Below are 26,595 nucleotides of genomic sequence, written 5' to 3'. Positions count from 1 at the left end.
GTCTGCCTCACTGCTTGTCGAACTTGTGCGGGGACTGCGACGACTGCTGCTGGGCGGCGTCCTGCGAGCCGCCCTCGATCGCCTGCTGCGGAGCGGAGCCGCCGGCCAGTTCGGCCTTCATGCGCTGCAGCTCCAGTTCCACATCCGTACCACCGGAGATCCGGTCGAGCTCGGCGGCGATGTCGTCCTTCGCCGTCCCGGTCGGGTCGTCGAGTGCGCCGGAGGCGAGCAGCTCGTCGATCGCACCGGCGCGCGCCTGCAGCTGCTGGGTCTTGTCCTCGGCCCGCTGGATCGCCAGGCCGACGTCGCCCATCTCCTCGGAGATCCCGGAGAAAGCCTCGCCGATCCGGGTCTGCGCCTGGGCGGCGGTGTAGGTGGCCTTGATGGTCTCCTTCTTGGTACGGAAGGCGTCGACCTTGGCCTGCAGCCGCTGGGCCGCGAGAGTGAGCTTCTCCTCCTCACCCTGCAGCGTCGAGTGCTGCGTCTCCAGGTCGGTGACCTGCTGCTGGAGGGCCGCCCGCCGGGACAGCGCCTCGCGGGCCAGGTCCTCACGACCGAGCGCGAGCGCCTTGCGGCCCTGGTCCTCCAGCTTGGACGTCTGGCCCTGCAGCTGGTTCAGCTGCAGCTCCAGGCGCTTACGCGAGGTCGCCACATCGGCGACACCGCGGCGCACCTTCTGAAGCAGCTCCAGCTGCTTCTGGTACGAGTAATCGAGGGTCTCGCGCGGATCCTCGGCCCGGTCAAGGGCCTTGTTTGCCTTCGCGCGGAAGATCATCCCCATACGCTTCATGACACCGCTCATGGGCTTCGCGCGCCCCCTTCTGACGGACTGGGCTCCAGCACTCCAACAGAACCCACAGTACGGGCCCTGTCTCTATTACCGCACTGTTCGAGCAAGGATGTGGTCCTCCCCAAGGACGACTGCGCCCGGTCACAGCTCCGGCCCAGGGAGTAGGTGGCCGTCAGGGAAACCGGCGGCAACGTCCGTTCTGCCCCTCTCGGGACACATGTGAGGACGCAGGCCGTTGCCGGATCGTTCCCGACCGGGCTGGGGTCGCCGCCGCCGACCCCGTACCCTTGGGCTTTGTGTTCCGTAGCCGTTCGAAGGAAGAGAAGGCGCCCACCTCCAAGGTGACGGCGGACCTCTCCACGCAGCCCCGCGACCCGCAGTCACCCAAGGGTCGCCCCACCCCCAAGCGCAGCGATGCCCAGTCGCAGCGCCGTCGTGCCTCCAGTGGTGCGCCGCTCGACCGCAAGGAGGCCATGAAGCGCCAGCGCGAAGCGCGCCGCGTGGACATGGCCAAGCAGCGGGAGGCGCTCGCGAGTGGCGACGAGCGCTATCTGCCGGCCCGTGACAAGGGCCCGGTGCGACGCTTCGTCCGCGACTTCGTGGACTCGCGCTTCTGCATCGCGGAGTTCTTCCTGCCGCTCGCAGTGATCATTCTGATTCTCAGCGTGATCCAGGTGCAGAACATCCAGAACATCTCGCTGCTGCTCTGGCTCGGCGTGATCGTGCTGATCGTCATCGACTCGATCGGTCTCGCGTTCCGGCTGAAGAAGCAGCTGGACGCGCGCTTCCCCGATACGCCGAAGCGCGGCGCGGTCGCCTACGGACTGATGCGTACGCTTCAGATGCGCCGGCTCCGTCTGCCGAAGCCGCAGGTCAAGCGCGGAGAGCGGCCCTGAGTACGGAGGTCTCCGGCTCAGTCGCCGGTCCGTCCGTCGGTCCGCCTCGCCGCGGCACCGCCCCGTTCGCCGGGGCCTCCTCCACCTGGCTCAAAGGGCTCAGCGGGCTGCGCAACACCGTCCGCCAGGAGCTGGTCGCCCGGCAGCTCGACGAGCAGATCGCCGCGCGCTTCCCGGTCGGGCAGCGGCTGCGGGTCCTCGATGTGGGCATGGGACAGGGCACCCAGGCACTGCGGCTGGCCCGGGCCGGTCACACGGTGACCGGACTGGAGTCCGACACCGAGATGCTGCGGGTGGCCCGCGAGGCACTCGCCGACGAGCCCGCGGGCATCCGGGAGCGGGTCCGGCTGATCGAGGGCGACGGCCTGGAGACCGGGGTGCACTTCCTGCCGGGCAGTTTCGATGTGGTGCTCTGCCACGGCGTGCTGATGTACGTCCAGGAGCCGGACGCGATGCTGGCGGGCCTGGCCCGGATGCTGGCGCCCGGCGGATTGCTGTCCCTGCTCGTACGGAACGGGGACGCGCTGGCGATGCGGCCCGGCACCGCCGGGGACTGGGACACCGCGCTGGCAGCGTTCGACACGGACGCGTACACCAATCGGCTGGGACTGACGGTCCGCGCCGACCGGCTGGACGACCTCACCGCCACACTCGCCGGGATCGCGGCGCCGCTGCATGCCTGGTACGGGGTGCGGATCTTCACGGACCACATGAGCAATGACGTGGAACTGCCGGCTGCGGCGGAACTGGACCGGGTGCTGGCCGCGGAGGACCGGGCCGGGCGGACGGACCCGTACCGCAGGGTGGCGGCACTGCTCCATCTGTGCGGCGTGCGGGGCTGAGCCGCCCCGTAATACCGGGCGTCCCGCTCGATCGGCTGCGCCCAACAGGCTGCTAATGGGGTTAAAAGTAATAATCCGGACATGGATGCTTCCCACTCGCGTACCCGTGTCCGCCGGCTGCTGCTGCCGCTGACGGCAGGCCTCTGCGCCATAGCCCTGGTGAGCGGCTGCTCCGGATCGATATCGAACGCGTCGCAGGCCGGTGCCACGCCGTCGGGCGCGAAGCAGCAGGCTTCGACCACCCCGTCCGCCGACGAGTTGCAGACCGATTTCCAGAACGTCATCAAGAACGTCCTGCCGTCGGTCGTGCAGATCGACGCCTCCAACAGTCTCGGCTCAGGCATCGTCTACGACGACAAGGGCCATATCGTCACCAATGCCCATGTGGTGGGCGAGGAGAAGACCTTCAAGGTCACCGTCGCCACCGGCGAGAAGGTGCTGAGCGCCTCGCTGGTCGCCGCGTATCCGGAACAGGACCTGGCCGTCATCAAGCTCGACGACATACCGAGCGGGCTGCGGCCGGCGACGTTCGGTGACTCGGAGAAGGTCGAGGTCGGTCAGATCGTGCTGGCGATGGGTTCGCCGCTCGGGCTGTCCAGCAGCGTCACCCAGGGCATTGTGTCGGCGGTCGGCCGCACCGTGACCGAGAGCCGCGCGGGCGGGGGCACCGGGGCGACCATCGCGAACATGGTGCAGACCTCGGCGGCGATCAACCCGGGCAACAGCGGCGGCGCGCTGGTCAATCTGGACAGCGAGGTGATCGGCATCCCGACCCTGGGAGCGGTGGACCCGGCAATGGGTGACAGCGCCGCGCCGGGCATCGGGTTCGCGATCCCCGCCTCGATGGTCAGGACGGTGGCCGACCAGATCATCAAGAACGGCAAGGTCACCGACTCGGGCCGGGCGGCACTGAACATCACCGGCCGCACGGTCGTCGACGACAACTACCAGCCGGCCGGGGTGGCGCTGGTCAGCGTCACGAAGGGCGGCGCCGCCGACAAGGCGGGGCTGCGGGTCGGCGACATCATCACGAAGATCGGCGACGCGCCGGTCACGACGATCACCTCGCTGTCGGAGGCACTGGCCGCCGGCAGGCCGGGTCAGAAGGTCACGGTGACATACCTGCGCAGCACCGCGCAGAGGACCGCGGACGTCACGCTGGGCGAGATCTGACCGTCTGCGGGACCGCACTCGCGCGGGCCCCGGGTGCCGACGAACGGCACCCGGGGCCCGTGCATGCCGGGGGAACGGGTCAGCCCTGGTCGGCCTGGAGACTCATGGGGCCGTAGATCTTCGTCGCGTCCTCGAACAGCGTCACCTGGTCCGCGCCGCCGTCGAGGAGTTCCTTCCAGAACTCGCCGATCCAGGACTCCGCGTCGCCCTGGGTCGTGAATTCCTCCGGCTGCAGGGCCGGCTCCGTCTCCGTACCGTCGGACTTCTCGAACCGCCACGTCCACGCCATGTCCGCCTCCTGGGTCACGTTGCTGCCCGCAGCCTAGTGGCTGGACGCGCAGGGTTGGTCGCGCAGTCGGTGCGGGGACGCGGGAGGATCAGGAACGTGGAACTGACTCTGCTCGGCACCGGAGCCCCCGACGGGCTGCCTCGCCCCGAATGTCCGTGCGCCGCCTGCGCCACCGCCCGCGGGCCGCGGGCGCGGGCGGCGACCGCGTTGCTGGTCGACGATGCGCTGCTGCTCGATCTCACTCCGGGGGCCGTGTTCGCGGCCGCCCGTGCCGGGCATTCGCTGACCGGCGTACGGCAGGTCCTGCTCACCCATCCGCACGACGGGCCCGCCATGGAGCTGCCCGCCGGGCTGCCCCCGGCCGCCCGGGTGCCGGACGGGCAGGAGCTGACACTGATCAGCGGGCACCGGATCCGGGCGGTGCCGATGGACGCGCCGGGGACCGGGTACGAGGTGACGGCCCCGGAGGGCGAGCGGCTGCTGTACATGCCTCCGGGGGCCGCCCCCGCCGGTCTCACGGACCGGGTGGCGCAGCCGTACGAGATGGTCGTCGGCGATGTGACCGGGCGGCCGGACGCGGTGGCCCGGCTGCGGGCTGTCGAGGCGATCGGGCCGGCCACCGAGGTCATCGCCGTCCATATCGACCACGACGCACCGCCCGGCCCCGAGCTGGACCGGCGGCTCGCGGCGTCCGGGGCGCGGACCGTGCCGGACGGGACGACGCTGGTGGTCGGCGACTACCAAGCCGTACCGGATGTCCCGCGGCGCACGCTGGTGACGGGCGGTGCGCGGTCCGGGAAGTCGGTGGAGGCCGAGCGGCGTCTGGAGACGTTCCCCGAGGTGGTGTACGTGGCGACCGGCGGCGGCCGGGACGGCGACGCGGAGTGGGCTGCCCGGATCGGTCTGCACCGGGAGCGCAGGCCTGCCGCCTGGCGCACCGAGGAGACCTGTGAACTGGCGGAGCTGCTGGAGTCGGACGGGCCGCCGCTGCTGATCGACTGCCTGTCGCTGTGGCTGACGGACGCGATGGACCGGGTGGACGCCTGGTCCGACGCGACGTGGGCGAACGGCGGCGAGACCGCACTGCGGGAGCGGATCGCCGAACTGGTCGGCGCGGTACGCGGGACGCGGCGTACCGTCGTCGCCGTGACCAATGAGGTCGGCTCCGGCGTGGTGCCCGCGACGGCCTCCGGGCGGCGGTTCCGGGACGAACTGGGGCGGCTGAACGCGGCGTTCGCCGACGAGTGCGAGTACGTACTGCTGGTGGTGGCCGGGCAGGCAGTGACACTGCGCGGCTGAGCGGACGGACGGAACGGCAGAGCGGGAAAGGAGCGGACATGGCACGTGTACGGCCGATGCTGAACGGGGTTCCGGAAACCCTGTTGTGGACGCTCTACAACCGGGCGCACGAGGCGGGGCAGCCTTATCCCGTCATCGACGATCCGATGGCGCTGCAGCTGGTGGCGGACCTCGACTACCCCTTCGAGGAGCGGTTCGGGCGGCCGAACGCGTTCCACTCGCAGGCGCAGGGGCTGCGTTCGCGCTGCTTCGACCTGGCAGTGGAGGGCTATCTGCGCGCCCATCCGCAGGCCACCGTGGTCGGGCTCGGCGACGGTCTGGAGACCGGCTTCTGGCGGGTCGACAACGGCCGCCTCAACTGGCTGAGTGTGGAGCTGCCGGAGGTCGCCGCGCTGCGCCGTACGCTGCTGCCCGCGTCGGACCGGCTTCGGACGCTGTCCCGTTCGGCGACCGACCTCTCCTGGCTGGACGAGATCGAGGACCCGGCCGGCCGGGGTGTGGCCGTCACGACACAGGGGCTGCTGATGTATCTGGAACCCGCGGAGGTGCGGAAGATCCTGGCGGGCTGCGCCGAACGGCTGCCGGGCGGCGTACTCGTCCTGGACTCGATGGCGCGCTGGCTGGCGCGAGGGACGGTGGCCGGTACGTCGAAGGTCGGCTCCATGACCATCCCGCCGATGCGCTGGGCGATGAACCCTCACGAGCGGAAGAAGCTGCGCAGTGCGCATCCGAACATCACCGAGGTGCACGCCCTGGGGCTGCCACGCGGACGGGGTGCGATGGGCGAGCTGATCCGGCTCCAGCACCTGACCCCGGGTCTGCGGACGCTGACCCCCGCGATGACGCTGCTGCGGTTCGGGGCCTGATCCACCGCCCGCCGCCCTGATGGGGCGTCAGAAATGTGGCAGGTACTGTTCCGCAATGAGCCCGGCGGCGGGCTCACCGGCCCACACCACGTAACGACCCGCGAGGCAGACCCCCGTGAATCTGGACGACTTCTCCGACCTGATCGAACGCCCCGACGGCGGCGTACGGCGCGACGCCGAGGAACGCCGGGAGCGACTGATCGTGCCCCCGGGTGCCCTCGGCCGCCTCGACGAGCTGGGCGAATGGCTCTCGGCTGCACAGCAGGCCGTACCGGTCAAGCCGATCGAGCAGCCGCGCGTGGTGCTCTTCGCCGGTGATCACGGGGTGGCCGAGCTGGGCGTCTCGGGCCGTGCGGCCGGGTCCGCGCACGAGCTGGTGCGGGCCACGCTGGACGGTGCGACGCCGCTCGCCGTGCTGGCCCGCCGCTTCTCCGTACCGGTGCGGATCGTCGACGCCGGCCTGGACTGCGATCCGGAACTGCTGCCCGAGTCGGTCGTACGTCACCGGGTGCGGCGCGGCAGCGGCCGGATCGACATCGAGGACGCGATGACGGCCGAGGAGGCCGAGCGGGCGGTGCGGCTCGGGATCGCGATCGCCGACGAGGAGGCCGACTCGGGCACCGATCTGGTGGTGCTCGGCGATCTGAGCGTCGGCGGCACCACTGCGGCGTCCACTCTGATCGCGGCGCTGTGCGGCACGGACGCCTCGGTGGTCACCGGGCGCGGCGGTGCGGGCATCGACGATCTCGCCTGGATGCGCAAGTGTGCGGCGATCCGGGACGCGTTGCGAAGGGCCCGGCCGGTCCTCGGTGACCAGCTGGAGCTGCTGGCCACGGTCGGCGGCGCCGACCTGGCGGCGATGACCGGATTCCTGCTGCAGTGCGCGGTGCGCAGGCTGCCGGTGATCCTGGACGGCGTGGTCTCCTCGGCGTGCGCACTGGTCGCCCAGCGGGCCGCTTTCCGGGCGCCGGACTGGTGGCTGGCGGGCCAGGTGAGCGGTGAGCCGGCGCAGACGAAGGCGCTGGACCGGATGGCGCTCAACCCGCTGCTCGACCAGGGCGTCATCGTGGGCGAGGGGAGCGGGGCCCTGCTGGCGCTTCCGTTGGTGCAGGCCGCGGCCGCGCTGGCGGCGGAGCTGCCCGAGCGCGCACCGGCGGACATCCGCGAGGACGTCGAGAAGGACATCGAGAAGGACGGCGCCGAGGCCGGGACGACCGGCGGGAACGGCGACACGGCCGACGACTGACAGACCCTGCCGGGCTGCGGCCGCCGGCCACGGACACCGGCCGCAGCGCAGCCCTTCGTGAAGGGCGATGCCCCATATGATCGCCTTTCATGGGAGAGGTCCGATTGGCCGGTGGGGGTGCCCGGCGGAGCACCGTCCGCTCACGACGCAGCGCGGCATTCGCCATCTGGTATCTGCGCGCCGTGTCGTTCATCAATTTCCTGAGCGCTGTCTGGGTCACGCTCGGCCAGGACCTCCGCCGGCACAACACCGAGAACTACTTCACGCCCTATCTGCTCACCGCCGGCTTCTCCTCCGGGGTGGTCGCACTCTTCCTGGCGGTCACCATGCGCCGCCGCAAGCGGGCCGCATGGATCGTCAACATGGTGCTGAGCGGTCTGCTGCTCCTGCTCTTCGCCTTCGTGATCTCGTTCCCGGAGATCCGGCAGTACCCGCAGAACTGGATCTCCCTGGCACTGACCGCCGCGTTCGTCCTGGCGCTGCTCCTGGGACGGCGCGAGTTCTACGCCAAGGGCGACAGAACCAACCCGAAGCTGGCGGCCGTGGTCGCCGTCGGCGGCCTGATGATCACCTCGCTGATCGCGACCCTGCTCGTCACCGTCACCAACACGGCGCACGACGAGTACCGCTCGACCTTCCTCGACCGCTGGCGCTACGGCGCGCTGCGGCTGATCTCGGTCGCCGCCGACAACTCCCGCTTCCCCGGCATCACCGTGCCCGGCTGGGTCGATGTCGTCATCAACATCCTGTCCACCCTGCTCCTGATCGCCGTCGTGTACGCGGCCTTCCGCTCCCGCCGGGCCGTCGACCCGATCACCCCGCAGGACGAGGACCGGCTCCGCGTCCTGCTCGACAGGAACGGCGACCGCGACTCGCTCGGCTACTTCGCGCTGCGCCGGGAGAAGAGCGTCGTCTGGTCGCCGACCGGGAAGGCCGCCGTCGCCTACCGGGTGGTCGGCGGGGTGTCGCTCGCCTCCGGTGACCCGATCGGCGACCCGGAGGCCTGGCCCGGCGCGATCGAGCCGTGGCTCGCCGAGGCCCGCGAGCACGGCTGGATCCCCGCGGTGATGGGGGTGAGCGAGGAGGGCGGCACGGTCTACGCCCGGCACGGCCTCGACGCGCTGGAGCTCGGCGACGAAGCGATCGTGGAGACGGCCGAGTTCACCCTCGACGGGCGGGCGATGCGGACCGTCCGCCAGGCGTACAACCGGGTCAAGCGCGCCGGGTACGAGGTGACCGTCCGCCGCCACGCAGACATCCCCGACGACGAGATGGCCGAACTGCTGCGCCGCGCCGACGACTGGCGCGACGGGGAGACCGAGCGCGGCTTCTCGATGGCGCTCGGACGGCTCGGTGATCCGGCGGACGGGCAGTGCGTGATGCTGGCCTGCCGGGACAGCGGGGACGCCCCGGGACAGGGCGAGTTGCGCGCCGTGCTGAGCTTCGTCCCCTGGGGTCCGAACGGTCTCTCACTGGACCTGATGCGCCGTGACCGGGACTCCGAGAACGGCCTGATGGAGTTCATGGTCATCGAACTCCTGCAGCGCGCACCGGAGATCGGGATCACCCAGGTGTCGCTCAACTTCGCGATGTTCCGGTCCGTCTTCGAGAGGGGATCACGGCTCGGCGCCGGACCGGTGCTGAGGCTGTGGCGCTCGCTGCTCAGCTTCTTCTCGCGCTGGTGGCAGATCGAGTCGCTCTACCGCGCCAACGCCAAGTACCGACCGATCTGGGAACCGCGCTTCATGCTCTTCGAGAAGAGCTCCGACCTGCTGCGCATCGGCATCGCCGCAGCCCGCGCCGAAGGGTTTCTGGAGGCCCCCGGCCTGCCCAAGTGGATGCACCGCTCGCATCTGGGGACCCGTAGATGAGACCGGTGACCGCCCTGCGCACAGCCGCCCGCCGCGAGTGGGGGCCGCTGCTGTCGACCGTGCGCTGCGCGCTCACCGGCTCCCGGCTGCGGGCCGTGCCGATGACGCTGGGGGCGGTCTGCCTGACGGCCCTGCTCCAGGTGGTGCAGAACCAGTCCTGGGGCCGGCGACCGGTGCAGGTCCTCGGCTCGGTGCGGGCCGAGGACCCGCTGTGGATCGCCCTGCTGCGTACCCCGCTGTCGCTGTTCGTACCCGCGCCGGATCTGCCGGTGTGGGGTGCGCTGGCGCAGGTCCTGGTGGTGTTCGGGATCGCCGAGATCCGTCCGGGCCGGGGGCGCACCCTGCTGATCGCGTACGTCGCGACGCTGGCCGGGACGTTGTACGCACGGGTCGGCGTCGCGGTCGGCCCCGACGGCCTGTTCGGACTGCCCGCATCGGACGCGCAGGTCGTCGACACCGGCCCGTCGGCGGCGGTGGTGGGGATCGCGGTGTATCTGTGCCACGCCTACCGGGCCTGGTTCACCGGGGCGGTGGTGATCGCGGCGATGGTCGTCGAGGTGGTCCTCAAGAACAACCTGGCGGGCAAGGAGCATCTCGCGGCGATCGTCGCGGTGCTGATCCTGTGCGGCTTCACGGTCCGGTACGACCGGCGCCGCCGTCTGCGCGCCCGCCGCGGTCAGGTCTTGCGCACCGGGGCCGAGGTCCGGTCCGGTGCGCCGCCGATCAGATCCTCGAATCTGCGGCGCGGCCCCACCCAGCGCCGGTCGTGGTGGTACGCGCGCAGCACCGCCCTGGAGCGGGCGCGGTGCCGGTTGCGGTAGAAGCGCTTCGCCCACTTCGACGTCGGCCGGGCCAGGCGGATCGCGCCGAACAGAGCGACGAACGGCACCAGGGTGCCGATCACCGCCATCCGGGCCTTGCCCTTGAAGAGCGCGATCAGCACGAAACAGAAGTTGATCAACAGGGTCAGGATGATGCCGAGCCGCCCCTGCTCCTGATCGTTGGTCAGTTCGTTCACCCCGAGCGGTGAGAAGCCGCCGAGGAGGAGCAGGACGAGCGCCGCCGTGAGGACGACGACCTCCACGCTCTGCCGGCCCTCCTCGGTCCAGTACACGTCGTCGAGATGGAGGATCAGGGCGAATTCGTCCAGCACCAGCCCCGCGCCCATCCCGAAGATCACCGCGCAGACACCCGCCGTGACACCGTGCCGCCCGCTGGAGACCGCACCGAAACCGCCGATCACCGTCAGCACCACACCGGGAACCACATGGTGGACGTGCACGCCACCGGGCGTGATGTTGCGGAACGGGCCCTTCCCGGCCCTGATCAGCCGGGTGATGAGACGGGTGATGGCGAAGGTCAGCAGAAAGGCGGCCAGCGCGAGGAGCAGGGGCAGCTTCCCCGGCTCGACGAAGTTCTGATCGAACCAGTGACCCATGCCACCCTCTCCTGATGATCCATTTTGTGGCGTTCTGCAGCGTTTCGGCCAATCTATCGACCCGGAGGAGCGATTAGCCTGCGCGCCGTGACCTCCCCGAACAGCCACGGCATACGTTTCGCCTTCGGCACCCTGACCGTCCTCCCCGTCCGCGTCACCCGCTGGGACCGTGAAGCGGCCCGCGCCGGGATGCTGTGCGCCCCGCTCGCCGGTCTGGTGGTGGGGCTGTCGGCGGCGGTGCCCGGTGCGCTGTTGCTGCTGCTCGGCTCGGGGCCACTGCTCGCCGCGGTCGTCTCGGCCGCGGTGCCCGCGGTCCTCACGAGAGGACTGCATCTCGACGGCCTCGCGGACACGGCGGACGGGCTCGGCAGCGGCAGACCCGCTGAGGACGCGCTGCGCATCATGAAGCAGTCGGACATTGGGCCATTCGGTGTGATCACTCTGCTGTTCGTCCTGCTGGCCCAGGTCGCCGTCCTCCACCAGCTGTACGGGCAGGGCTGGGCGCTCGGCGCGATGGCGACGGTCGTCGCCGGGGTCACCGCCCGGCTCGCGCTCACGCTGGCATCCCGTCAGGGCGTACCGCCGGCCCGGCCGGAGGGGCTGGGGGCGGCGGTGGCGGGCACGGTTCCGCTGCGGGCGGCGGCAGGTGCGGCCGCGGTGGTGGTGGCCGCGTGCGCGGGGGCGGGGGCGGTGTTCGGGGGGTATGCGCCGTTGCACCAGGGACTAGCCGTGCTGGGCGGGCTGGCCGCTGCCCAGGTGTTGCTGCGGCACTGCGTACGGAGGTTCGGCGGGGTCACGGGGGATGTGTTCGGGGCGGTCGCGGAGGTGGCGGCAACCGGGGCGCTGGTGGGGCTGGCCCTGGGCTGAGAGAGTGCGGGACGGTCGGATTACCGATATGTCGTCAATTGCCGGACTGGCTTGACGTACAGCTCCGGCGCCGGACTCCGAGCTCGTACTTCTTCCGCAGTGAGCTCAGACGCAGCTTCGTCGACTGCGGGCAGAACCGCGCCACCGGCGCCTCGTACTCCAGGTGGAACACCGCCTTGTCCGCCTCGACGAAGGGCGTGAGGGCCGCGCACTCGTCGTACTGCGCGCACTGTTCGTTGACCGCGAAGTCGAAGTCCGGCTCCAGCTGCGGGATCTGGTCCAGGTCGTTCTTGAGGCCGACGGCCAGTCCATGACGGTGGGCGATGCGGGCGACGAGCCGGTTGTAGCGCAGCTGGTCGGCGGCGGTCAGCGGGAAACCCGTCCGGTTGCGGTAGCCGTCCATGTTGTCGGGTTCCACCGCATCGAAGCCCTTCCTCGCACACATCTCGATCCGGGCCTCCATCAGCGGTTCCAGCACGTCCGTGCGGCGGATGTCGAGCCAGCGCTCCCCGGCCAGCCGTTGCCCCTTCCCCGTACCGAGGCGGGGAACCTCGCGGCGTCCGGGCGGAAGTCCTCCCAGGCTCCCGTGGAGACATAGCAGATGACCTTGCGGCACCGCCGGTGCAGATCGGCGACCGCCGACGCGTCGTGCCCGAAGCCGTCGATGTCGTACACCGGGACGTCCGCGGTGGGGTCGAGGCGGCCGGAGAGCTGCCACTGCCAGTCGGCACCGGGCCTCGGCCCCCAGCGCTCCGTGGGGGCGGGTTCCGGCGCCGAGGTGCAGCCGGCCAGGACCGCCAACAGAATCAGAACAGCGGGCAGCGCCGGCCCCGGTCCCGACGTGCGTGCAGCCCAGTGGGCGCGCATCCCTCTCCCCCGTTCGCCCCGGCACTTCCAACCGACCCTACTGGCAAGGGCGTTCGCGGCTCCGTGGCCCCGGCCCGGGCCGGCCGGTGCCGGAGCCCTACCGCCGGAAAGGGTCGCCTACGGCCCGCCGACGTGATCCGGCAGCAAAGGCGCGCGTAGGCTCATTACCGGCACATTGCGGCGGCGTCTACGATGCGCCGGGCACGGTCGGCCCACCCCTCGACCGACAAATGAACTCAACGGAAGCGAGATTTCACCACCGTGACTGCTCTCACTCTCAGCACTGCCGGTGCGGCGACGCTGCGCGCCGACGCACTCGTCGTCGGCGTCGCCAAGGGCGCCAAGGGTCCGGTCGTCGCACCGGGCGCCGAGGCCGTGGACAAGGCGTTCGACGGAAAGCTCGCCACCGTCCTGGAGACCCTGGGTGCCTCCGGTGCCGAGGGCGAAGTCACCAAGCTCCCCGCGCCGGCCGGCCTCAAGGTCCCCGTCGTCATCGCGGTCGGGCTCGGTTCGGTTCCGGAGAAGGACGCGGCGTTCGACGCGGAGGCGCTGCGCCGCGCCGCCGGCTCCGCCTCGCGTGCGCTGGCCGGTTCGAAGAAGGCCGGCTTCGCGCTGCCGGTCACGTCGGTCGAGGACGCCGAGGCCGTCGCCGAGGGCGCGCTCCTCGGTGCGTACGCCTTCACCGTGTACCAGGGCGGCGAGAACAAGCTCGCCTCGAAGGACAAGAAGAACGGCAACGGCCCGAAGCCGCCGCTCGCCGAGGTCGCCCTGCTCGGCGCGAAGCCGCGCGACAAGGCCTTCAAGGCGGCCGCCGAGCGCGCCGTCGCGGTCGTCGAGGAGATCAACCGCGCCCGCGACCTGATCAACACCCCGCCGAACGACCTGTACCCCGAGTCCTTCGCCGCCGTGGCCACGGCCGCCGGCAAGGAGCACGGCATCAAGGTGCAGGTCTTCGACGAGAAGGCGCTCGTCAAGGGCGGCTTCGGCGGTCTGCTGGGCGTCGGCCAGGGTTCGACCCACGGCCCCCGCCTGGTGAAGCTCGCCTACACGCACCCGAAGGCGGAGAAGACCCTGGCCCTGGTCGGCAAGGGCATCACCTACGACTCGGGCGGCATCTCGCTGAAGCCGGCCGGTCACAACGAGACGATGAAGTGCGACATGAGCGGCGCCGCCGCCGTGTTCGCGACCGTCGTCGCGGCCGCCCGTCTGGGGCTCCAGGTCAACGTCACCGGCTGGCTGGCGCTCGCCGAGAACATGCCGTCCGGCAACGCGACCCGTCCGGGTGACGTGCTGCGCATGTACAGCGGCAAGACCGTCGAGGTCCTCAACACGGACGCCGAGGGCCGGCTCGTCCTCGCCGACGCGCTGACCCGCGCCTCCGAGGAGAAGCCGGACGCGATCGTCGACGTGGCGACCCTGACCGGTGCGATGGTGCTGGCGCTGGGCCACCGCACCTTCGGCATCATGGCGAACGACGACGCCTTCCGTACCTCCATCCACGAGATCGCCGAGGAGGTCGGCGAAGCCTCCTGGCCGATGCCGCTCCCCGCCGACCTGCGCAAGGGCATGGACTCCCCGACCGCCGACATCGCCAACATGGGCGAGCGGATGGGCGGCGGCCTGGTGGCCGGTCTGTTCCTGAAGGAGTTCGTGGGCGAGGGCATCGCCTGGGCGCACCTGGACATCGCGGGCCCGGCCTTCCACGAGGGCGCGCCGTACGGCTACACGCCGAAGGGCGGCACCGGTTCCGCGGTCCGCACGCTGGTGAAGCTGGCGGAGCGCACCGCGACCGGCGACCTCGGCTGAGGCAGCTGTGTGCGTACGGCCCCGGGCATACGTCCGGGGCCGTACGTGTTCCCCTCTTGACGCCGCTGCACAGCGTCACGCGGGTTTCGCTCTCGACGAAACCCGTATGTCTCTACGCAGCGGTAACCCTCTGGAACGGACCATCAGCCGTCCCAGACCAGGGCCCCGCGTCCCGCCCACCGTCAACAAGTGCGAAGATGGGTTCTCGGCAGGACAGGGCCCCCACCACAGGGCCGAAAGACAAAAGCGGCCGAACACCAGCCGACCGGCCGGTCACACCCCAGCGACGGGGCCCGGCGTACGGCGCACATGCATGGAGGACGTGACGTGGCGAACGACGCCAGCACCGTTTTCGACCTAGTGATCCTCGGCGGTGGTAGCGGCGGTTATGCCGCGGCCCTGCGCGGAGCGCAGCTGGGCCTGGACGTCGCTCTGATCGAGAAGGGCAAGGTCGGCGGCACCTGCCTGCACAACGGCTGCATCCCCACGAAGGCGCTGCTGCACGCCGGTGAGATCGCCGACCAGGCACGCGAGGCCGGCCAGTTCGGCGTCAAGGCCACCTTCGAGGGCATCGACATCGAGGCCGTCCACAAGTACAAGGACGAGGTGATCACCGGCCTGTACAAGGGCCTGCAGGGTCTGATCGCCTCGCGCAAGGTGACGTACATCGAGGGTGAGGGACGGCTCTCCTCCCCCACCTCCGTGGACGTGAACGGCCAGCGCATCCAGGGCCGCCACGTGCTCCTGGCGACCGGCTCCGTGCCGAAGTCGCTGCCGGGCCTGGAGATCGACGGCAACCGCATCATCTCCTCGGACCACGCGCTGAAGCTGGACCGCGTCCCGCAGTCCGCGATCGTGCTGGGCGGCGGCGTCATCGGCGTCGAGTTCGCCTCGGCGTGGAAGTCCTTCGGCACCGACGTCACCATCGTCGAGGGTCTGAAGCACCTCGTCCCGGTCGAGGACGAGAACAGCTCGAAGCTTCTTGAGCGCGCTTTCCGCAAGCGCGGCATCAAGTTCAACCTCGGCACCTTCTTCCAGAAGGCCGAGTACACCGAGAACGGTGTGCGGGTCACCCTCGCCGACGGCAAGACCTTCGAGGCGGAGGTGCTGCTGGTCGCGATCGGCCGCGGTCCGGTCTCGCAGGGCCTGGGTTACGAGGAGGCCGGCGTCGCGATGGACCGCGGCTATGTCCTCGTCGACGAGTACATGCAGACCAACGTCCCGACCGTCTCGGCCGTGGGCGACCTGGCCCCGACCCTCCAGCTCGCGCACGTCGGCTTCGCCGAGGGCATGCTGGTCGCGGAGCGCCTGGCCGGTCTGAAGGTCGTTCCGATCGACTACGACGGTGTCCCCCGGGTGACGTACTGCCACCCCGAGGTCGCCTCCGTGGGCATCACCGAGGCCAAGGCCAAGGAGCTCTACGGCGCGGACAAGGTCGTCGCTCTCAAGTACAACCTCGCGGGCAACGGCAAGAGCAAGATCCTGAAGACCGCGGGCGAGATCAAGCTCGTCCAGGTCAAGGACGGTGCCGTGGTCGGCGTCCACATGGTCGGTGACCGTATGGGCGAGCAGGTCGGCGAAGCCCAGCTGATCTACAACTGGGAGGCGCTGCCGGCCGAGGTCGCGCAGCTCGTCCACGCCCACCCGACGCAGAACGAGGCGCTCGGCGAGGCCCACCTGGCCCTGGCCGGCAAGCCCCTGCACTCCCACGACTGATCCGGTCAGGGCGCGACGACCGACACTTCCGCACTTCCCCGAGCTCGCGGTCCCGCTCGCGAGCCGGGGAGACCACATCCTTAGGAGCAACTGAAACCATGTCGGTTTCCGTAACCCTTCCGGCGCTCGGCGAGAGCGTCACCGAGGGCACTGTCACCCGCTGGCTGAAGGCCGAGGGCGAGCGCGTCGAGGTCGACGAGCCGCTGCTCGAGGTGTCGACCGACAAGGTCGACACCGAGATCCCGGCCCCCTCCGCCGGCATCCTCGCCTCCATCAAGGTCGCCGAGGACGAGACCGTCGAGGTCGGCGCCGAGCTGGCCATCATCGACGACGGCACGGGCGCACCCGCCGCGGCTCCGGCTCCGGCCGCCGAGCCCGTGGCCGCGCCTGCCGCTGCCGCACCGGCCCCGGTCGCCGAGGCCCCTGCCGCTGCTCCGGCCCCCGCGGCCGCCGCACCGGCCGGTGGCGCCGCCGGTACCGACGTCACCCTTCCGGCCCTCGGCGAGAGCGTCACCGAGGGCACCGTCACCCGCTGGCTGAAGGAGGTCGGCGAGGAGGTCACGGAGGACGAGCCGCTGCTCGAGGTCTCCACGGACAAGGTCGACACCGAGATCCCCGCCCCGGTCTCCGGTGTGCTGCTGGAGATCGTGGTCGCCGAGGACGAGACCGCCGAGGTCGGCGCCAAGCTCGCCGTCATCGGTGCCGCGGGCGCCGCTCCGGCCGCTGCCCCGGCCCCGGCTGCTCCGGCTCCCGTGGCCGCCCCGGCCCCGGTCGCTCCGGCTGCCCCGGCCCCGGCCGCTCCGGCTGCCCCCGCTCCGGCCCCGGCCCCGGCCCCGGTGGCGCCCGCCGCCCCGGTTGCCGCTCCGGCGCCCGTGGCCGCCCCGGCTGCTCCGGTCGCCGCCCCGGCTCCGGTCACCCCGGTCGCTCCGGCCGCGATCTCCGGTGACGAAGGCGCGTACGTCACGCCGCTGGTCCGCAAGCTCGCCGCCGGGAACGGTGTCGACCTGGCTGCGGTCAAGGGCACCGGTGTCGGTGGCCGTATCCGCAAGCAGGACGTCGTCGCCGCCGCGGAGGCCGCCAAGGCCGCCGCCGCCGCTCCGGCCCCCGTCGCGGCTGCCCCGGCGGCCTCGAAGGCGCCGAAGCTCGAGGTCTCCCCGCTGCGCGGTCAGACGGTCAAGATGACCCGCATGCGCAAGGTCATCGGCGACAACATGATGAAGGCGCTGCACTCGCAGGCCCAGCTGACCTCGGTCCTCGAGGTCGACATCACGAAGCTGATGAAGCTGCGCAACCAGGCGAAGGCCGCGTTCGCCGCCCGTGAGGGCGTCAAGCTGTCCCCGATGCCGTTCTTCGTGAAGGCGGCGGCCCAGGCGCTGAAGGCCCACCCGGTCATCAACGCCCGGATCAACGAGGACGAGGGCACCATCACGTACTTCGACTCGGAGAACATCGGCATCGCCGTGGACGCCGAGAAGGGTCTGATGACCCCGGTCATCAAGGGTGCGGGCGACCTGAACATCGCCGGTATCTCGAAGAAGACCGCCGAGCTGGCCGGCAAGGCCCGCGGTGGCGGCCTGACCCCGGACGACATGTCCGGTGCCACCTTCACCATCAGCAACACCGGTTCGCGCGGTGCGCTGTTCGACACCGTCATCGTGCCGCCGAACCAGGCCGCCATCCTGGGCATCGGTGCCACGGTCCGCCGCCCGGTGGTCATCGACCACCCGGACCTCGGCGAGACGATCGCGGTGCGCGACATGACGTACCTCTCGCTCTCCTACGACCACCGGCTGGTGGACGGTGCGGACGCCGCCCGTTACCTGACCGCGGTCAAGGCGATCCTGGAGGCCGGCGAGTTCGAGGTCGAGCTCGGCCTGTAAGGCGGAGTACGGCTCGTTGTAACCAGCCTCACCAGCGGCGCCCCCGTCCGGACCACTTCCGGGCGGGGGCGCCGCCGTATTGTCTAGACACCACCGGTCGCCGCTTCGGCGCCGACCGGTCGGCAGCGTCGGTTTCCCCGAAGGAGCCCCTCATGACCCCGCCCGTCGTCCACTCGCTGCGCGAACAGATCCGCGAGCACATCGTGGACGGGATCGTCAGCGGGCGCTGGAAGCCGGGCGAGCGGATCGTGGAGCGACGGATCGCCACCGAGCTGGAGGTCAGTCAGACGCCCGTACGCGAGGCGCTGCGGGAACTGGAGACCCTCCGGCTGATCGAGTCGGCGCCCAACAAGGGCGTACGGGTACGGAATCTGACCGCGGCCGACCTGGAGGAGTCCTACCCGGTACGGGCCGGTCTCGAGCAGATCGCCGCGGAGCTGGCGGCTCCGACGCTCGGCGAGGACTGCTCGCGGCTGTCGCCGCATGTGGCGGCGTTGTACGAGGCCGACCGGCTGGCCGACGGCGAGGCGCAGGTACGGCACACGGTGGCGTTCCACCGGGAGATGGTGCGGGCCGCCGGGAACGCCGTGCTGCTGCACACCTGGGAGGGACTGGGCATCGAGGTGTTCACGGCGCTCTCGATCCGCTGGCTGGGGACGGTGCAGAAGTCGTACGCGGAGGAGCACGAGGCGCTCATCGACGCGTTCCTCCGCAAGGACCCGGACATCGGTGTGCTGGTGAAGGCGCATGTCCTGGGGTGCGCGCCGCGCGCCTGAGGCCCGTGCGCAGATGTGGGCAGGGGTGCTCGACCGTGCAGTCACGCGCCCGGCTTGTTCCCATTTGGAGCGTCACTCCGTGCCGCGAAACAGGGCACCGGATGCCAATTTCTCCATATCGAGAAGTTTTGCCTTTCATCCTTTGATCGATCATCGATCAGCGACTTAGAGTTCACTTCGCGGGCCCACCGGCCCCATCGCCCTGTCCTGCCAGTCAGGGCCTTTCTCCACCCCCCTCCTCTCCGGAAGGCGGCGATCATGACCGACCCCGTAGGAAAGCTTCCGAGCGAGCTCGACCAGCTCCCGGACCGTGACCCGGAGGAGACCGCCGAATGGGCGGCCTCCCTCGATGCCGTCACCAAGGCCGCGGGCCCGCACCGGGCCGCGTACCTGATGCGCCGCTCGCTCCAGCACGCCGAGGGTGCCGGTCTCGCGCTGCCCAAGCTGCTGGAGACCGATTACGTCAACTCCATCCCGACCGCCGCCGAGCCCGCGTTCGACGGCGACCTGGAGATGGAGTCCCGGATCACCGCCTGGAACCGCTGGAACGCGGCCGCGATGGTCACCCGTGGCGCCCGGCACGGCGTCGGCGGCCACATCGCCACCTTCGCCTCGGCGGCCTGGCTGTACGAGACCGGCTTCAACCACTTCTTCCGCGGCAAGGAGGGGGACGGCTCCGGCGACCAGCTCTACATCCAGGGCCACGCCTCCCCCGGCATCTACGCCCGCGCCTTCCTCGACGGCCGGCTCAGCGAGCAGCAGCTCGACAACTTCCGCCAGGAGGCGGGCGGCGACGGTCTGCCGTCCTACCCGCACCCGCGGCGGCTGCCCTGGCTGTGGGAGTTCCCCACCGTGTCGATGGGCCTCGGCCCGCTCGCGGCCATCTACCAGGCGCGCTTCAACCGCTATCTGACCAACCGCAACATCAAGGACACGTCGAATTCGCATGTCTGGGCCTTCCTGGGCGACGGCGAGATGGACGAGCCCGAGTCGACCGCGGCCCTCGCCCTCGCGGCGCGTGAGCAGCTCGACAACCTGACGTTCGTCATCAACTGCAACCTGCAGCGCCTGGACGGCCCGGTCCGCGCCAACTTCCGGGTGGTCCAGGAGCTGGAGGGTGCGTTCCGCGGGGCCGGCTGGAACGTCGTCAAGACGCTCTGGGGCAACGCCTGGGACGAGCTGTTCCAGCTGGACACCACGGGCGCGCTGGTCCGTCGGCTCCGGGAGGTCCCGGACGCCCAGTTCCAGACGTACGCCACCCGCGACGTCGCGTACATCCGCGAGCACTTCTTCGGCGCCGAGCCGGCGCTCGCCGAGCTGGCGAAGCTGCTCACCGACGCGAAGATCGCCGAGTGCTTCTACACCTCCCGCGGCGGCCACGAGGCCCGCAAGGTGTACGCGGCGTACAAGGCGGCCGTCGAGCACAAGGGCGCGCCGACCGTGATCCTCGCCCAGACGGTGAAGGGCTACACGCTCGGCAAGGGCTTCGAGTCCAAGAACGCCAACCACCAGATGAAGAAGCTGACGATCGACGAGTTCAAGGGCATGCGCGAGCTGCTCGGACTCCCGATCCCGGACAGCGCCTTCGAGGACGGCCTGGTGCCCTACGGCCACCCGGGCGCGGGCTCTCCCGAGGTCCGCTACCTCCAGGAGCGCCGCGCCGCCCTCGGCGGCCCCGCGCCGGCCCGCCGGGTGCACGCGGTGGCGCTGCCCGAGCCGGAGGAGCGGGCGTTCGCCGCGCTGAAGAAGGGTTCCGGCAAGCAGGAGATGGCCACCACCATGGCCTTCGTCCGCCTGGCCAAGGATCTGATGCGGGACAAGGAGACCGGCAAGCGCTGGGTTCCGATCGTCCCCGACGAGGCCCGTACCTTCGGCATGGAGTCGCTGTTCCCGTCGGCCGGTATCTACTCGCCGCTGGGCCAGACGTACGACCCGGTCGACCGCGACCAGTTGATGTACTACAAGGAGGCCAAGGACGGCCAGATCCTCAACGAGGGGATCACCGAGGCCGGCGCCATGGCCGACTTCATCGCCGCCGCCACGTCGTACGCGACGCACGGCGAGACGATGATCCCCTTCTACATCTTCTACTCGATGTTCGGCTGGCAGCGGACCGGCGACCAGATGTGGCAGCTCGCCGACCAGCTCGGCAAGGGCTTCATCGTCGGCGCCACGGCGGGCCGTACGACGCTGACCGGTGAGGGCCTGCAGCACGCGGACGGCCACTCGCACCTGATCGCGGCCACGAACCCGGCTTCGCTCAACTACGACCCGGCGTTCGCGTACGAGATCGCGGTGATCGTCAAGGACGGTCTGCGGAGGATGTACGGCCCCGAGGCCGAGAACGTCTTCTACTACCTGACGGTCTACAACGAGCCGAAACCGCAGCCCGCGATGCCGGAAGGCGTCGAGGACGGCATCGTCAAGGGTCTCTACCGCTTCAAGGAGGGCACGCCCGCCTCGGCGGACGCGCCGCGCCTGCAGCTGCTGGCCTCCGGCACGGCGATCCACTGGGCCCTGGAGGCCCAGGAGCTGCTCGCCGCGGACTGGGGCGTCACGGCCGACGTCTGGTCCGCCACGTCCTGGGGCGAGCTGCGCCGCGAGGCGCTGGAGTGCGACGAGGCGCTGCTCCGCGGTGAGCAGCGGGTGCCGTACGTGACGCAGGCCCTGTCCGGTGCGCCGGGTCCGGTCCTCGCGGTCAGCGACTGGATGCGCCAGGTCCCGGACCAGATCAGCCAGTGGGTGGAGCAGGACTGGTCCTCGCTCGGCACGGACGGCTTCGGTCTGTCCGACACCCGTGACGCGGCCCGCCGCCACTTCGGCGTCGACGCCCCGTCGATCGCGGTCGCGGCGCTGGCCCAGCTGGCGCGGCGCGGCGAGGTGCCCGCGTCGGCCGTCAAGGAGGCCCGGGAGAAGTACGGGCTGTGAGATGAGGGCGGCCGGGTACGCCCGGCCGCCGTTTCGCCCTCGACCGCCGGGGGGGGGGCGGGTGTCGGGCCCCCCCCCCCGCCGGGGGCCGGCCGACACCACCCCCCCCCCCCCCCCGCCCCCCCCCCATCACCCCACGCCGCCCCCCCCCGCTCCTGGTCCCCGCCCCCCCCCCCCCGCCGGCCCCCCCCCCCCGGGGGGGGGGGCCCGGGCCTCACTCGTACGCACGCGTATCAGAAGAAGACGCCGCAGCGCAGCAGCACGTTCGCGTAGGGCCGTGCCTCTCCGGTACGTACCACCAGCCGCGCCCCTGCCGACAGCGCCTTGAGCTCGTCGTGTGCGACCAGCTCCAGATCCGGGAAGCACCCTGCCAGCAGCCGGGCGGCTGCAGGATTCGCCTCCCGTACCTCGCGCGCGGCCGTGGCGCCGTCGATCACCAGCTCGTCCAGCAGCCCTTCGAGCACGTCGGCGAAGGAAGGGATCCCGGCACGGAAGGCCAGATCGACGACGCGCGGACCGGCCGGGACGGGCATGCCCGCGTCGCAGACGAGGACCCTGTCGCCATGGCCCAGTTCGGCCAGTGCCCCGGCCAGATGACGGTTGAGGATTCCGGCCTTCTTCACAGCGCGGAGACCTCCTCGGCGGTCGGGAAGGACGCCTGCGCGCCTTCCCTGGTGACGGCGGCGGCGCCCACCCGCACGGCGAAGGCGGCAGCCGTCGCGAGGTCCTCGCCCAGGCTGAGCCGCCAGGCGAGGGCGGCGGTGAAGGCGTCACCGGCGCCGGTGGTGTCCACGGCGTCGACCCGGGGGCTGGGGACCAGCACCACGGTGCCCGTACGGCCGTCGGCGACCAGCGCGCCCTGCGCGCCCAGCGTGACCACCACCGACTGCGGGCCGAGCGTGAGAAGCTCCCGCGCCCAGTCCTCGGGGGCCGGCCCCGCCGCATCGCCGAGCGTGAACCGGGCTTCGTGCTCGTTGACGACCAGCGGGTCGCAGGCGGCGAGTACGTCCGCGGGCAGCGGTGCGGGCGGCGACGGATTCAGTACGAACCGCGAGCCGGCCGGCCGGGTGCGTACTACCTCGGCCACGGTCTCCAGGGGGATCTCCAGCTGCGCCGAGATGACCCGGGCGCCGGCGAGCAGGCCGTCGGCAGCCCGAATGTCGCCGGGGGTCAGCCGGGCGTTGGCCCCGGGCGAGACCACGATGCTGTTGTCACCCGACGGGTCCACCGTGATCAGTGCGACGCCGGTGGGCGCTCCGCCGACCCGGACACCACCGGTCTCGACACCGGCTGCGCGCTGCGATTCCAGCAGCAGTCGCCCATGGGCGTCGTCGCCGACCCTGGCGAGCAGCGCGGTCCTGGCGCCGAGGCGGGCGGCGGCGACGGCCTGGTTGGCTCCCTTGCCGCCGGGGTGGACGGCAAGATCGGAACCGAGCACGGTCTCGCCCGGCGCGGGTCGACGCTCGACGCCGATCACCAGGTCGGCGTTGGCCGACCCCACGACCAGCAGGTCGTAGTCGCGCATCACTGTCCTCCTTTCACTGAGGTGCGGGGGTGGAGCGGCTCAGGAGAAGTCGGCGACGTTCTTCTCCGTCACGACCTTCACCGGCACCTTGACCATGCTGTCGACCTGCTTGCCGCGCGCGGCCTCGACCGCGTTCTGCACGGCGATCTTGCCGAGTTCCTTCGGCTGCTGGGCGACCGAGGCGTACAGCGTGCCCGCGGCGACCGCCTTCAGGCCGTCGGGGGTGCCGTCGAACCCGACGACGTCGACGGAGTTGCCAGCCTTGCTGCCGAGCGCCTTGACCGCGCCGAGCGCCATCTCGTCGTTCTCGGCGAAGACACCGGTGATGCGCGGGTGGGACTGCAGCAGGTTGGTCATGACGTCCAGTCCCTTCGTGCGGTCGAAGTCCGCGGGCTGGGAGGCGACGACCTTGATCCCCGGGTAGGCCTTCAGACCCTCGGTGAATCCCTTGCCGCGTTCCCGGCTGGCGGAGGTGCCCGCGGTGCCCTGGAGGACGACGATGTCGCCCTTGCCGCCGAGCTTCTCGGCCAGCGCCTTCGCGGCGAGCCTGCCGCCCGCGACGTTGTCGGAGGCGACGAGCGTCGCCGTGTCTGCCTTGTTGACGCCGCGGTCGGCGGCGACCACCGGGATGTCTGCCTTGTTGGCGGCCCGCACCGCAGGTCCCACCGCGTCCGAGTCCACCGGGTTGACGATGATCGACTGCATGCCTGCGCCGGTGAAGTTCTGCAACTGGTTGGCCTGCTGCGACGCGTCGTTCTGCGCGTCCGTCACGGTGAGGTCGATGCCCGCGTCCTTCGCCTCGGCCTGCGCGCCCGCCTTCATCTGGACGAAGAAGGGGTTGTTGAGCGTGGAGAGCGACATTCCGACCTTGGTGGTCGTACCGGAGTTGCCGGAGTTGAAGAAGGACACGGCTGCGACGACGGCCGCCACGCAGACCGCGGCGATCGCGATTTTCGCGGCCCCCTTGCCCCGGGGCCCGGATGCCCCGGGCGAGGACGCCGACGACGCGGACCCACCGCCGGTCCGGCGGCGCACCGTGTCCAGCAGGACCGCGAGTGCGATCACGACGCCGATGACGACCTGCTGCCAGAAGGCCGAGACGGACAGCAGGTTGAGGCCGTTGCGGAGCACGGCGAGTATCAGCGCGCCGATCAGCGTTCCGGAGGCCTTGCCGACGCCGCCCGCGAGGCTCGCGCCGCCGATGACGACCGCGGCGATCGCGTCCAGCTCGTAGCCCTGAGCAGCCTGCGGCTGCGCGGACGCAAGGCGGGAGGCGAGGACGATGCCCGCGGCGGCGGCGAAGAGACCGGACAGGGCATAGATGACGAGCTTCTGCCGCTTGACGCGCAGGCCCGAGAGCCGGGCCGCTTCCTCGTTGCCGCCGATCGCGTACATCGAACGGCCGATGTACGTACGCCCGAGGACAACCGCCGTCACCAGCCCCATCGCGACCATCACGAGGACGGGGACGGGCAGCCACCCGCCGAGCGTGTCGCCGAGCACCGAGACGGAGTCGGGGAAGGCGATCGGGCTGCCCTGCGAGATGACGAGGGACAGGCCGCGGCCGATCGAGAGCATCGCCAGCGTGGCGATGAACGGCGGGAGTTTGCCGTACGAGACGAGAACGCCGTTGACCAGACCGCAGGCGATGCCGGTTGCCACGGCAAGGATCACCGCGATCCACACGGGGACGCCCTCGGACGTCGCCATCCAGGCGAGTACGGTCGCCGAGAGCGCCGCCACCGAGCCGACGGACAGGTCGATGCCTGCCGAGACGATGACGAAGGTCACGCCGAACGCGAGAATCGCCGTCACAGAGGCCTGCACACCCACATTCAGCAGGTTCTGAGTCGTGAGGAAGTCACCGGAGAGCAGCGACATCGCCACTACCAGGACCACCAGGGCGCTCAGTGCGCCGTTGTCGAGCAGGATGCGGCGGAGCGCCGAGGCGCCACTTGCGCCCGTATTGCTCTTGAGCGTGTCAGTGGCCACGGGAGCCCTCCACTTCATCGTTCACATCTGGGGTCGTTGTTACGGACGCGCCGCTGACGGCGAGCGCCATCACCGCGTCCTGGGTCGCTTCGTGCGCGGGCAGTTCGCCGGCGATCCGGCCCTGAGCCATCACGAGCACCCGGTCGCTCATGCCGAGGACTTCGGGAAGGTCACTGGAGATCATCAGGACCGCGTGGCCGGAAGCCGTCAGTTGGTTGATGAGCTGATAGATCTCGACCTTCGCGCCGACGTCGATGCCTCGGGTCGGCTCGTCGAGGATGAGCACCCTGGTATCGGCGAGCAGCCACTTCCCGATGACGACCTTCTGCTGGTTGCCGCCGGACAGAGTGCGGACGTGCTGGCCGAGGCCTGCCATCCGTACGCCGAGTTCCTCGGCGATCCGGGCGGCGGCGGTGCGCTGCCCCTTGAGGTCCACGAGACCGCCGCGGCTGGCCGCACGCAGCGTGACCAGGCCGAGGTTCTCCTGCACCGAGGCGTCGAGCACGAGGCCCTGCCCCTTGCGGTCCTCGGGCACGAGCCCGATCCCGGCACCCATGGCTGCGTTCACGTCGCCCTTGCCCAGCCGCTCGCCACGCACCTCGACGCTCCCCGCGTCGTAGAGGTCGGCGCCGAAGACGGCGCGGACGACCTCCGTGCGGCCGGCGCCGACGAGTCCGGCGAGTCCGACGACCTCTCCGGCGTGCACGTCGAAGCTGATGTCGTGGAAGACGCCGCCCCGGGTCAGCCCGCGCACGGAAAGCAACGTTTCGCCCGTCTCCGGGCGTTCGCGCGGATACTGCTGCTCGATGCTGCGCCCGACCATCAGTCGTACGAGCTCGTTCTCGGGGGTCGAGGCGGGCACCTGGTCGATGCTGCGGCCGTCGCGCAGAACGGTGACCCGGTCGCCGAGCGCCGCGATCTCCTCCAGGTGGTGGGTGATGAAGACGATCCCCACTCCGTCCGCGCGCAGCTGCCGGACGATCCGGAAGAGTTTGTCCACCTCTTCGCTGGTCAGCACGGCGGTCGGCTCGTCCATGATCAGGACGCGGGCGTCCAGGCTCAGTGCCTTGGCGATCTCCACCATCTGGAGCCGGGCGATGCCCAGTTCACGCACCTTGGCCTTCGGTGAGACTTGCACGCCGACCCGGCGCAGGAGTTCCTCGGCGTCCGCCTCCATCTTCTTGCGGTCGATCATGCCGAAGCGCCGCGGCTGGCGGCCGAGGAAGATGTTCTCGGCGACGGTCAGTTCGGGCACCAGGTTGAATTCCTGGTAGATGGTGGCGATCCCGAGCCGTTCGGCGTCCTGTGCGCCGTGGACACGCACCTCGTTCCCGTCGACCAGGATCCGTCCGCTGTCCGGGCGGTAGGCACCGGAGAGCATCTTGATCAGCGTGCTCTTGCCTGCGCCGTTCTCACCGAGCAGGACATGCACCTCGCCGCGGCGCAGGTCGAAGTCGACGGAGTCCAGCGCGACCACGCCGGGGAAGGTCTTTCGCATTCCCTCGATGCGCAGCAACTCGTCCTGGCT

The 26,595-nt window shown here is 70.8% G+C and carries 20 protein-coding genes and 2 pseudogenes; 14 read left to right on the top strand and 8 right to left on the bottom strand.

The window, feature by feature from the left end:
- Window positions 1-7: 7 nt before the first annotated feature.
- Window positions 8-790 carry a PspA/IM30 family protein gene (locus ACIA8E_RS09700; RefSeq protein ID WP_030933623.1) on the bottom strand — a complete coding sequence of 261 codons (783 nt, stop codon included), beginning with the start codon at window positions 788-790 and terminating at the stop codon, window positions 8-10.
- A 296-nt stretch (window positions 791-1,086) separates the two neighbouring features.
- Here ACIA8E_RS09700 and ACIA8E_RS09695 point away from each other — a divergent pair, with 296 nt between their 5' ends.
- The 3 genes from ACIA8E_RS09695 (at window position 1,087) to ACIA8E_RS09685 (ending at window position 3,701) form a co-directional block, all read left to right on the top strand.
- Window positions 1,087-1,686: a DUF3043 domain-containing protein gene (locus ACIA8E_RS09695; protein WP_399296260.1), complete on the top strand. Its 600-nt coding sequence runs from the start codon at window positions 1,087-1,089 to the stop codon at window positions 1,684-1,686.
- 107 nt (window positions 1,687-1,793) lie between these two features.
- Window positions 1,794-2,528, top strand: coding sequence for a class I SAM-dependent methyltransferase (locus tag ACIA8E_RS09690; protein WP_399296806.1), 735 nt, complete (start codon window positions 1,794-1,796; stop codon window positions 2,526-2,528).
- Between the two features lie 81 nt (window positions 2,529-2,609).
- On the top strand, window positions 2,610-3,701 hold the full coding sequence (locus ACIA8E_RS09685) for a S1C family serine protease (RefSeq protein WP_399296258.1): 1,092 nt from the start codon (window positions 2,610-2,612) through the stop codon (window positions 3,699-3,701).
- Window positions 3,702-3,780: 79 nt separating this feature from the next.
- Here the strand turns inward: ACIA8E_RS09685 and ACIA8E_RS09680 are convergent, their stop codons facing one another.
- The gene (locus tag ACIA8E_RS09680) at window positions 3,781-3,990 is read right to left on the bottom strand and encodes a hypothetical protein (RefSeq protein WP_030933634.1); all 210 of its coding nucleotides are present in this window, start codon (window positions 3,988-3,990) and stop codon (window positions 3,781-3,783) included.
- A 96-nt stretch (window positions 3,991-4,086) separates the two neighbouring features.
- Between ACIA8E_RS09680 and ACIA8E_RS09675 the strand changes: the two genes are divergently transcribed.
- From ACIA8E_RS09675 to ACIA8E_RS09655, 5 genes and pseudogenes are all read left to right on the top strand, one after another.
- Window positions 4,087-5,289 (top strand): bifunctional adenosylcobinamide kinase/adenosylcobinamide-phosphate guanylyltransferase, encoded by a 1,203-nt coding sequence (locus ACIA8E_RS09675; RefSeq protein WP_399296255.1) that lies wholly within the window; start codon window positions 4,087-4,089, stop codon window positions 5,287-5,289.
- Window positions 5,290-5,327: 38 nt separating this feature from the next.
- Window positions 5,328-6,155 carry a class I SAM-dependent methyltransferase gene (locus ACIA8E_RS09670; protein WP_399296253.1) on the top strand — a complete coding sequence of 276 codons (828 nt, stop codon included), beginning with the start codon at window positions 5,328-5,330 and terminating at the stop codon, window positions 6,153-6,155.
- A gap of 115 nt (window positions 6,156-6,270) precedes the next feature.
- Window positions 6,271-7,401 (top strand): nicotinate-nucleotide--dimethylbenzimidazole phosphoribosyltransferase, encoded by a 1,131-nt coding sequence (gene cobT, locus ACIA8E_RS09665; RefSeq protein WP_399296251.1) that lies wholly within the window; start codon window positions 6,271-6,273, stop codon window positions 7,399-7,401.
- Window positions 7,402-7,490: 89 nt separating this feature from the next.
- Window positions 7,491-9,272 carry a phosphatidylglycerol lysyltransferase domain-containing protein gene (locus ACIA8E_RS09660; protein WP_399296249.1) on the top strand — a complete coding sequence of 594 codons (1,782 nt, stop codon included), beginning with the start codon at window positions 7,491-7,493 and terminating at the stop codon, window positions 9,270-9,272.
- A pseudogene (locus ACIA8E_RS09655) lies at window positions 9,269-10,003 on the top strand (hypothetical protein); the annotation flags it as partial. The gene ACIA8E_RS09660 and the pseudogene ACIA8E_RS09655, both read left to right, overlap by 4 nt.
- Here the strand turns inward: ACIA8E_RS09655 and ACIA8E_RS09650 are convergent.
- Complete coding sequence (locus ACIA8E_RS09650) at window positions 9,949-10,710, bottom strand: hypothetical protein (protein ID WP_399296248.1); 762 nt, start codon at window positions 10,708-10,710, stop codon at window positions 9,949-9,951. The pseudogene ACIA8E_RS09655 and the gene ACIA8E_RS09650 sit on opposite strands and share 55 nt — an antisense overlap.
- An 87-nt stretch (window positions 10,711-10,797) precedes the next feature.
- On the opposite strand from ACIA8E_RS09650, the gene cobS reads away from it, so the two are divergent.
- Window positions 10,798-11,577 (top strand): adenosylcobinamide-GDP ribazoletransferase, encoded by a 780-nt coding sequence (cobS, locus tag ACIA8E_RS09645; protein WP_399296246.1) that lies wholly within the window; start codon window positions 10,798-10,800, stop codon window positions 11,575-11,577.
- 34 nt (window positions 11,578-11,611) lie between these two features.
- On the opposite strand, the pseudogene ACIA8E_RS09640 reads toward cobS, so the two are convergent.
- Window positions 11,612-12,444 (bottom strand): annotated as a pseudogene (locus tag ACIA8E_RS09640) (endo alpha-1,4 polygalactosaminidase).
- A gap of 261 nt (window positions 12,445-12,705) precedes the next feature.
- On the opposite strand from ACIA8E_RS09640, the gene ACIA8E_RS09635 reads away from it, so the two are divergent.
- The 5 genes from ACIA8E_RS09635 (at window position 12,706) to aceE (ending at window position 21,550) form a co-directional block, all read left to right on the top strand.
- Window positions 12,706-14,250, top strand: a complete 1,545-nt coding sequence (locus ACIA8E_RS09635; RefSeq protein ID WP_399296245.1) for a leucyl aminopeptidase — start codon at window positions 12,706-12,708, stop codon at window positions 14,248-14,250.
- Between the two features lie 327 nt (window positions 14,251-14,577).
- A complete protein-coding gene (gene lpdA / locus ACIA8E_RS09630; RefSeq protein WP_030970745.1) occupies window positions 14,578-15,966 on the top strand; it encodes a dihydrolipoyl dehydrogenase in 1,389 nt (462 codons plus the stop codon).
- 98 nt (window positions 15,967-16,064) lie between these two features.
- Window positions 16,065-17,846, top strand: a complete 1,782-nt coding sequence (gene sucB / locus ACIA8E_RS09625) for a 2-oxoglutarate dehydrogenase, E2 component, dihydrolipoamide succinyltransferase (RefSeq protein ID WP_399296243.1) — start codon at window positions 16,065-16,067, stop codon at window positions 17,844-17,846.
- Between the two features lie 152 nt (window positions 17,847-17,998).
- Window positions 17,999-18,622 (top strand): GntR family transcriptional regulator, encoded by a 624-nt coding sequence (locus ACIA8E_RS09620; protein ID WP_267005536.1) that lies wholly within the window; start codon window positions 17,999-18,001, stop codon window positions 18,620-18,622.
- A gap of 258 nt (window positions 18,623-18,880) precedes the next feature.
- Entirely contained in the window at window positions 18,881-21,550 is a 2,670-nt protein-coding gene (aceE, locus tag ACIA8E_RS09615) for a pyruvate dehydrogenase (acetyl-transferring), homodimeric type (RefSeq protein ID WP_399296240.1), read from the top strand.
- A gap of 233 nt (window positions 21,551-21,783) precedes the next feature.
- Here aceE and rbsD read toward each other — a convergent pair whose 3' ends face one another.
- Genes rbsD through ACIA8E_RS09595 form a run of 4 tightly spaced genes read right to left on the bottom strand, consistent with a single transcriptional unit; the run spans window position 21,784 to window position 26,565 of the window.
- Window positions 21,784-22,173 carry a D-ribose pyranase gene (gene rbsD, locus ACIA8E_RS09610; protein ID WP_399296238.1) on the bottom strand — a complete coding sequence of 130 codons (390 nt, stop codon included), beginning with the start codon at window positions 22,171-22,173 and terminating at the stop codon, window positions 21,784-21,786.
- On the bottom strand, window positions 22,170-23,075 hold the full coding sequence (locus tag ACIA8E_RS09605) for a ribokinase (RefSeq protein WP_399296236.1): 906 nt from the start codon (window positions 23,073-23,075) through the stop codon (window positions 22,170-22,172). The genes rbsD and ACIA8E_RS09605 overlap by 4 nt, the downstream gene beginning before the upstream one ends.
- A gap of 39 nt (window positions 23,076-23,114) precedes the next feature.
- The gene (locus ACIA8E_RS09600) at window positions 23,115-25,067 is read right to left on the bottom strand and encodes a substrate-binding domain-containing protein (protein ID WP_399296234.1); all 1,953 of its coding nucleotides are present in this window, start codon (window positions 25,065-25,067) and stop codon (window positions 23,115-23,117) included.
- Window positions 25,057-26,565 carry a sugar ABC transporter ATP-binding protein gene (locus tag ACIA8E_RS09595; protein ID WP_399296804.1) on the bottom strand — a complete coding sequence of 503 codons (1,509 nt, stop codon included), beginning with the start codon at window positions 26,563-26,565 and terminating at the stop codon, window positions 25,057-25,059. The genes ACIA8E_RS09600 and ACIA8E_RS09595 overlap by 11 nt, the downstream gene beginning before the upstream one ends.
- Between the last annotated feature and the right edge of the window lie 30 nt (window positions 26,566-26,595).

Source organism: Streptomyces sp. NPDC051664, assembly GCF_044453545.1.
GTDB lineage: Bacteria > Actinomycetota > Actinomycetes > Streptomycetales > Streptomycetaceae > Streptomyces.
Note: the sequence above shows the minus strand (reverse complement) of the source record. Positions and strands in the feature narration are given on the sequence as shown.

What these genes read in the sequence shown, in the direction of transcription:
- ACIA8E_RS09700 (WP_030933623.1), bottom strand. Translation starts at nt 790, where the DNA reads ATGAAGCGTATGGGGATGATCTTCCGCGCGAAGGCAAACAAGGCCCTT.
- ACIA8E_RS09685 (WP_399296258.1), top strand. Translation starts at nt 2,610, where the DNA reads ATGGATGCTTCCCACTCGCGTACCCGTGTCCGCCGGCTGCTGCTGCCG.
- ACIA8E_RS09680 (WP_030933634.1), bottom strand. Translation starts at nt 3,990, where the DNA reads ATGGCGTGGACGTGGCGGTTCGAGAAGTCCGACGGTACGGAGACGGAG.
- ACIA8E_RS09670 (WP_399296253.1), top strand. Translation starts at nt 5,328, where the DNA reads ATGGCACGTGTACGGCCGATGCTGAACGGGGTTCCGGAAACCCTGTTG.
- ACIA8E_RS09660 (WP_399296249.1), top strand. Translation starts at nt 7,491, where the DNA reads ATGGGAGAGGTCCGATTGGCCGGTGGGGGTGCCCGGCGGAGCACCGTC.
- ACIA8E_RS09650 (WP_399296248.1), bottom strand. Translation starts at nt 10,710, where the DNA reads ATGGGTCACTGGTTCGATCAGAACTTCGTCGAGCCGGGGAAGCTGCCC.
- sucB (WP_399296243.1), top strand. Translation starts at nt 16,065, where the DNA reads ATGTCGGTTTCCGTAACCCTTCCGGCGCTCGGCGAGAGCGTCACCGAG.
- ACIA8E_RS09620 (WP_267005536.1), top strand. Translation starts at nt 17,999, where the DNA reads ATGACCCCGCCCGTCGTCCACTCGCTGCGCGAACAGATCCGCGAGCAC.
- aceE (WP_399296240.1), top strand. Translation starts at nt 18,881, where the DNA reads ATGACCGACCCCGTAGGAAAGCTTCCGAGCGAGCTCGACCAGCTCCCG.
- ACIA8E_RS09605 (WP_399296236.1), bottom strand. Translation starts at nt 23,075, where the DNA reads ATGCGCGACTACGACCTGCTGGTCGTGGGGTCGGCCAACGCCGACCTG.
- ACIA8E_RS09595 (WP_399296804.1), bottom strand. Translation starts at nt 26,565, where the DNA reads ATGCGAAAGACCTTCCCCGGCGTGGTCGCGCTGGACTCCGTCGACTTC.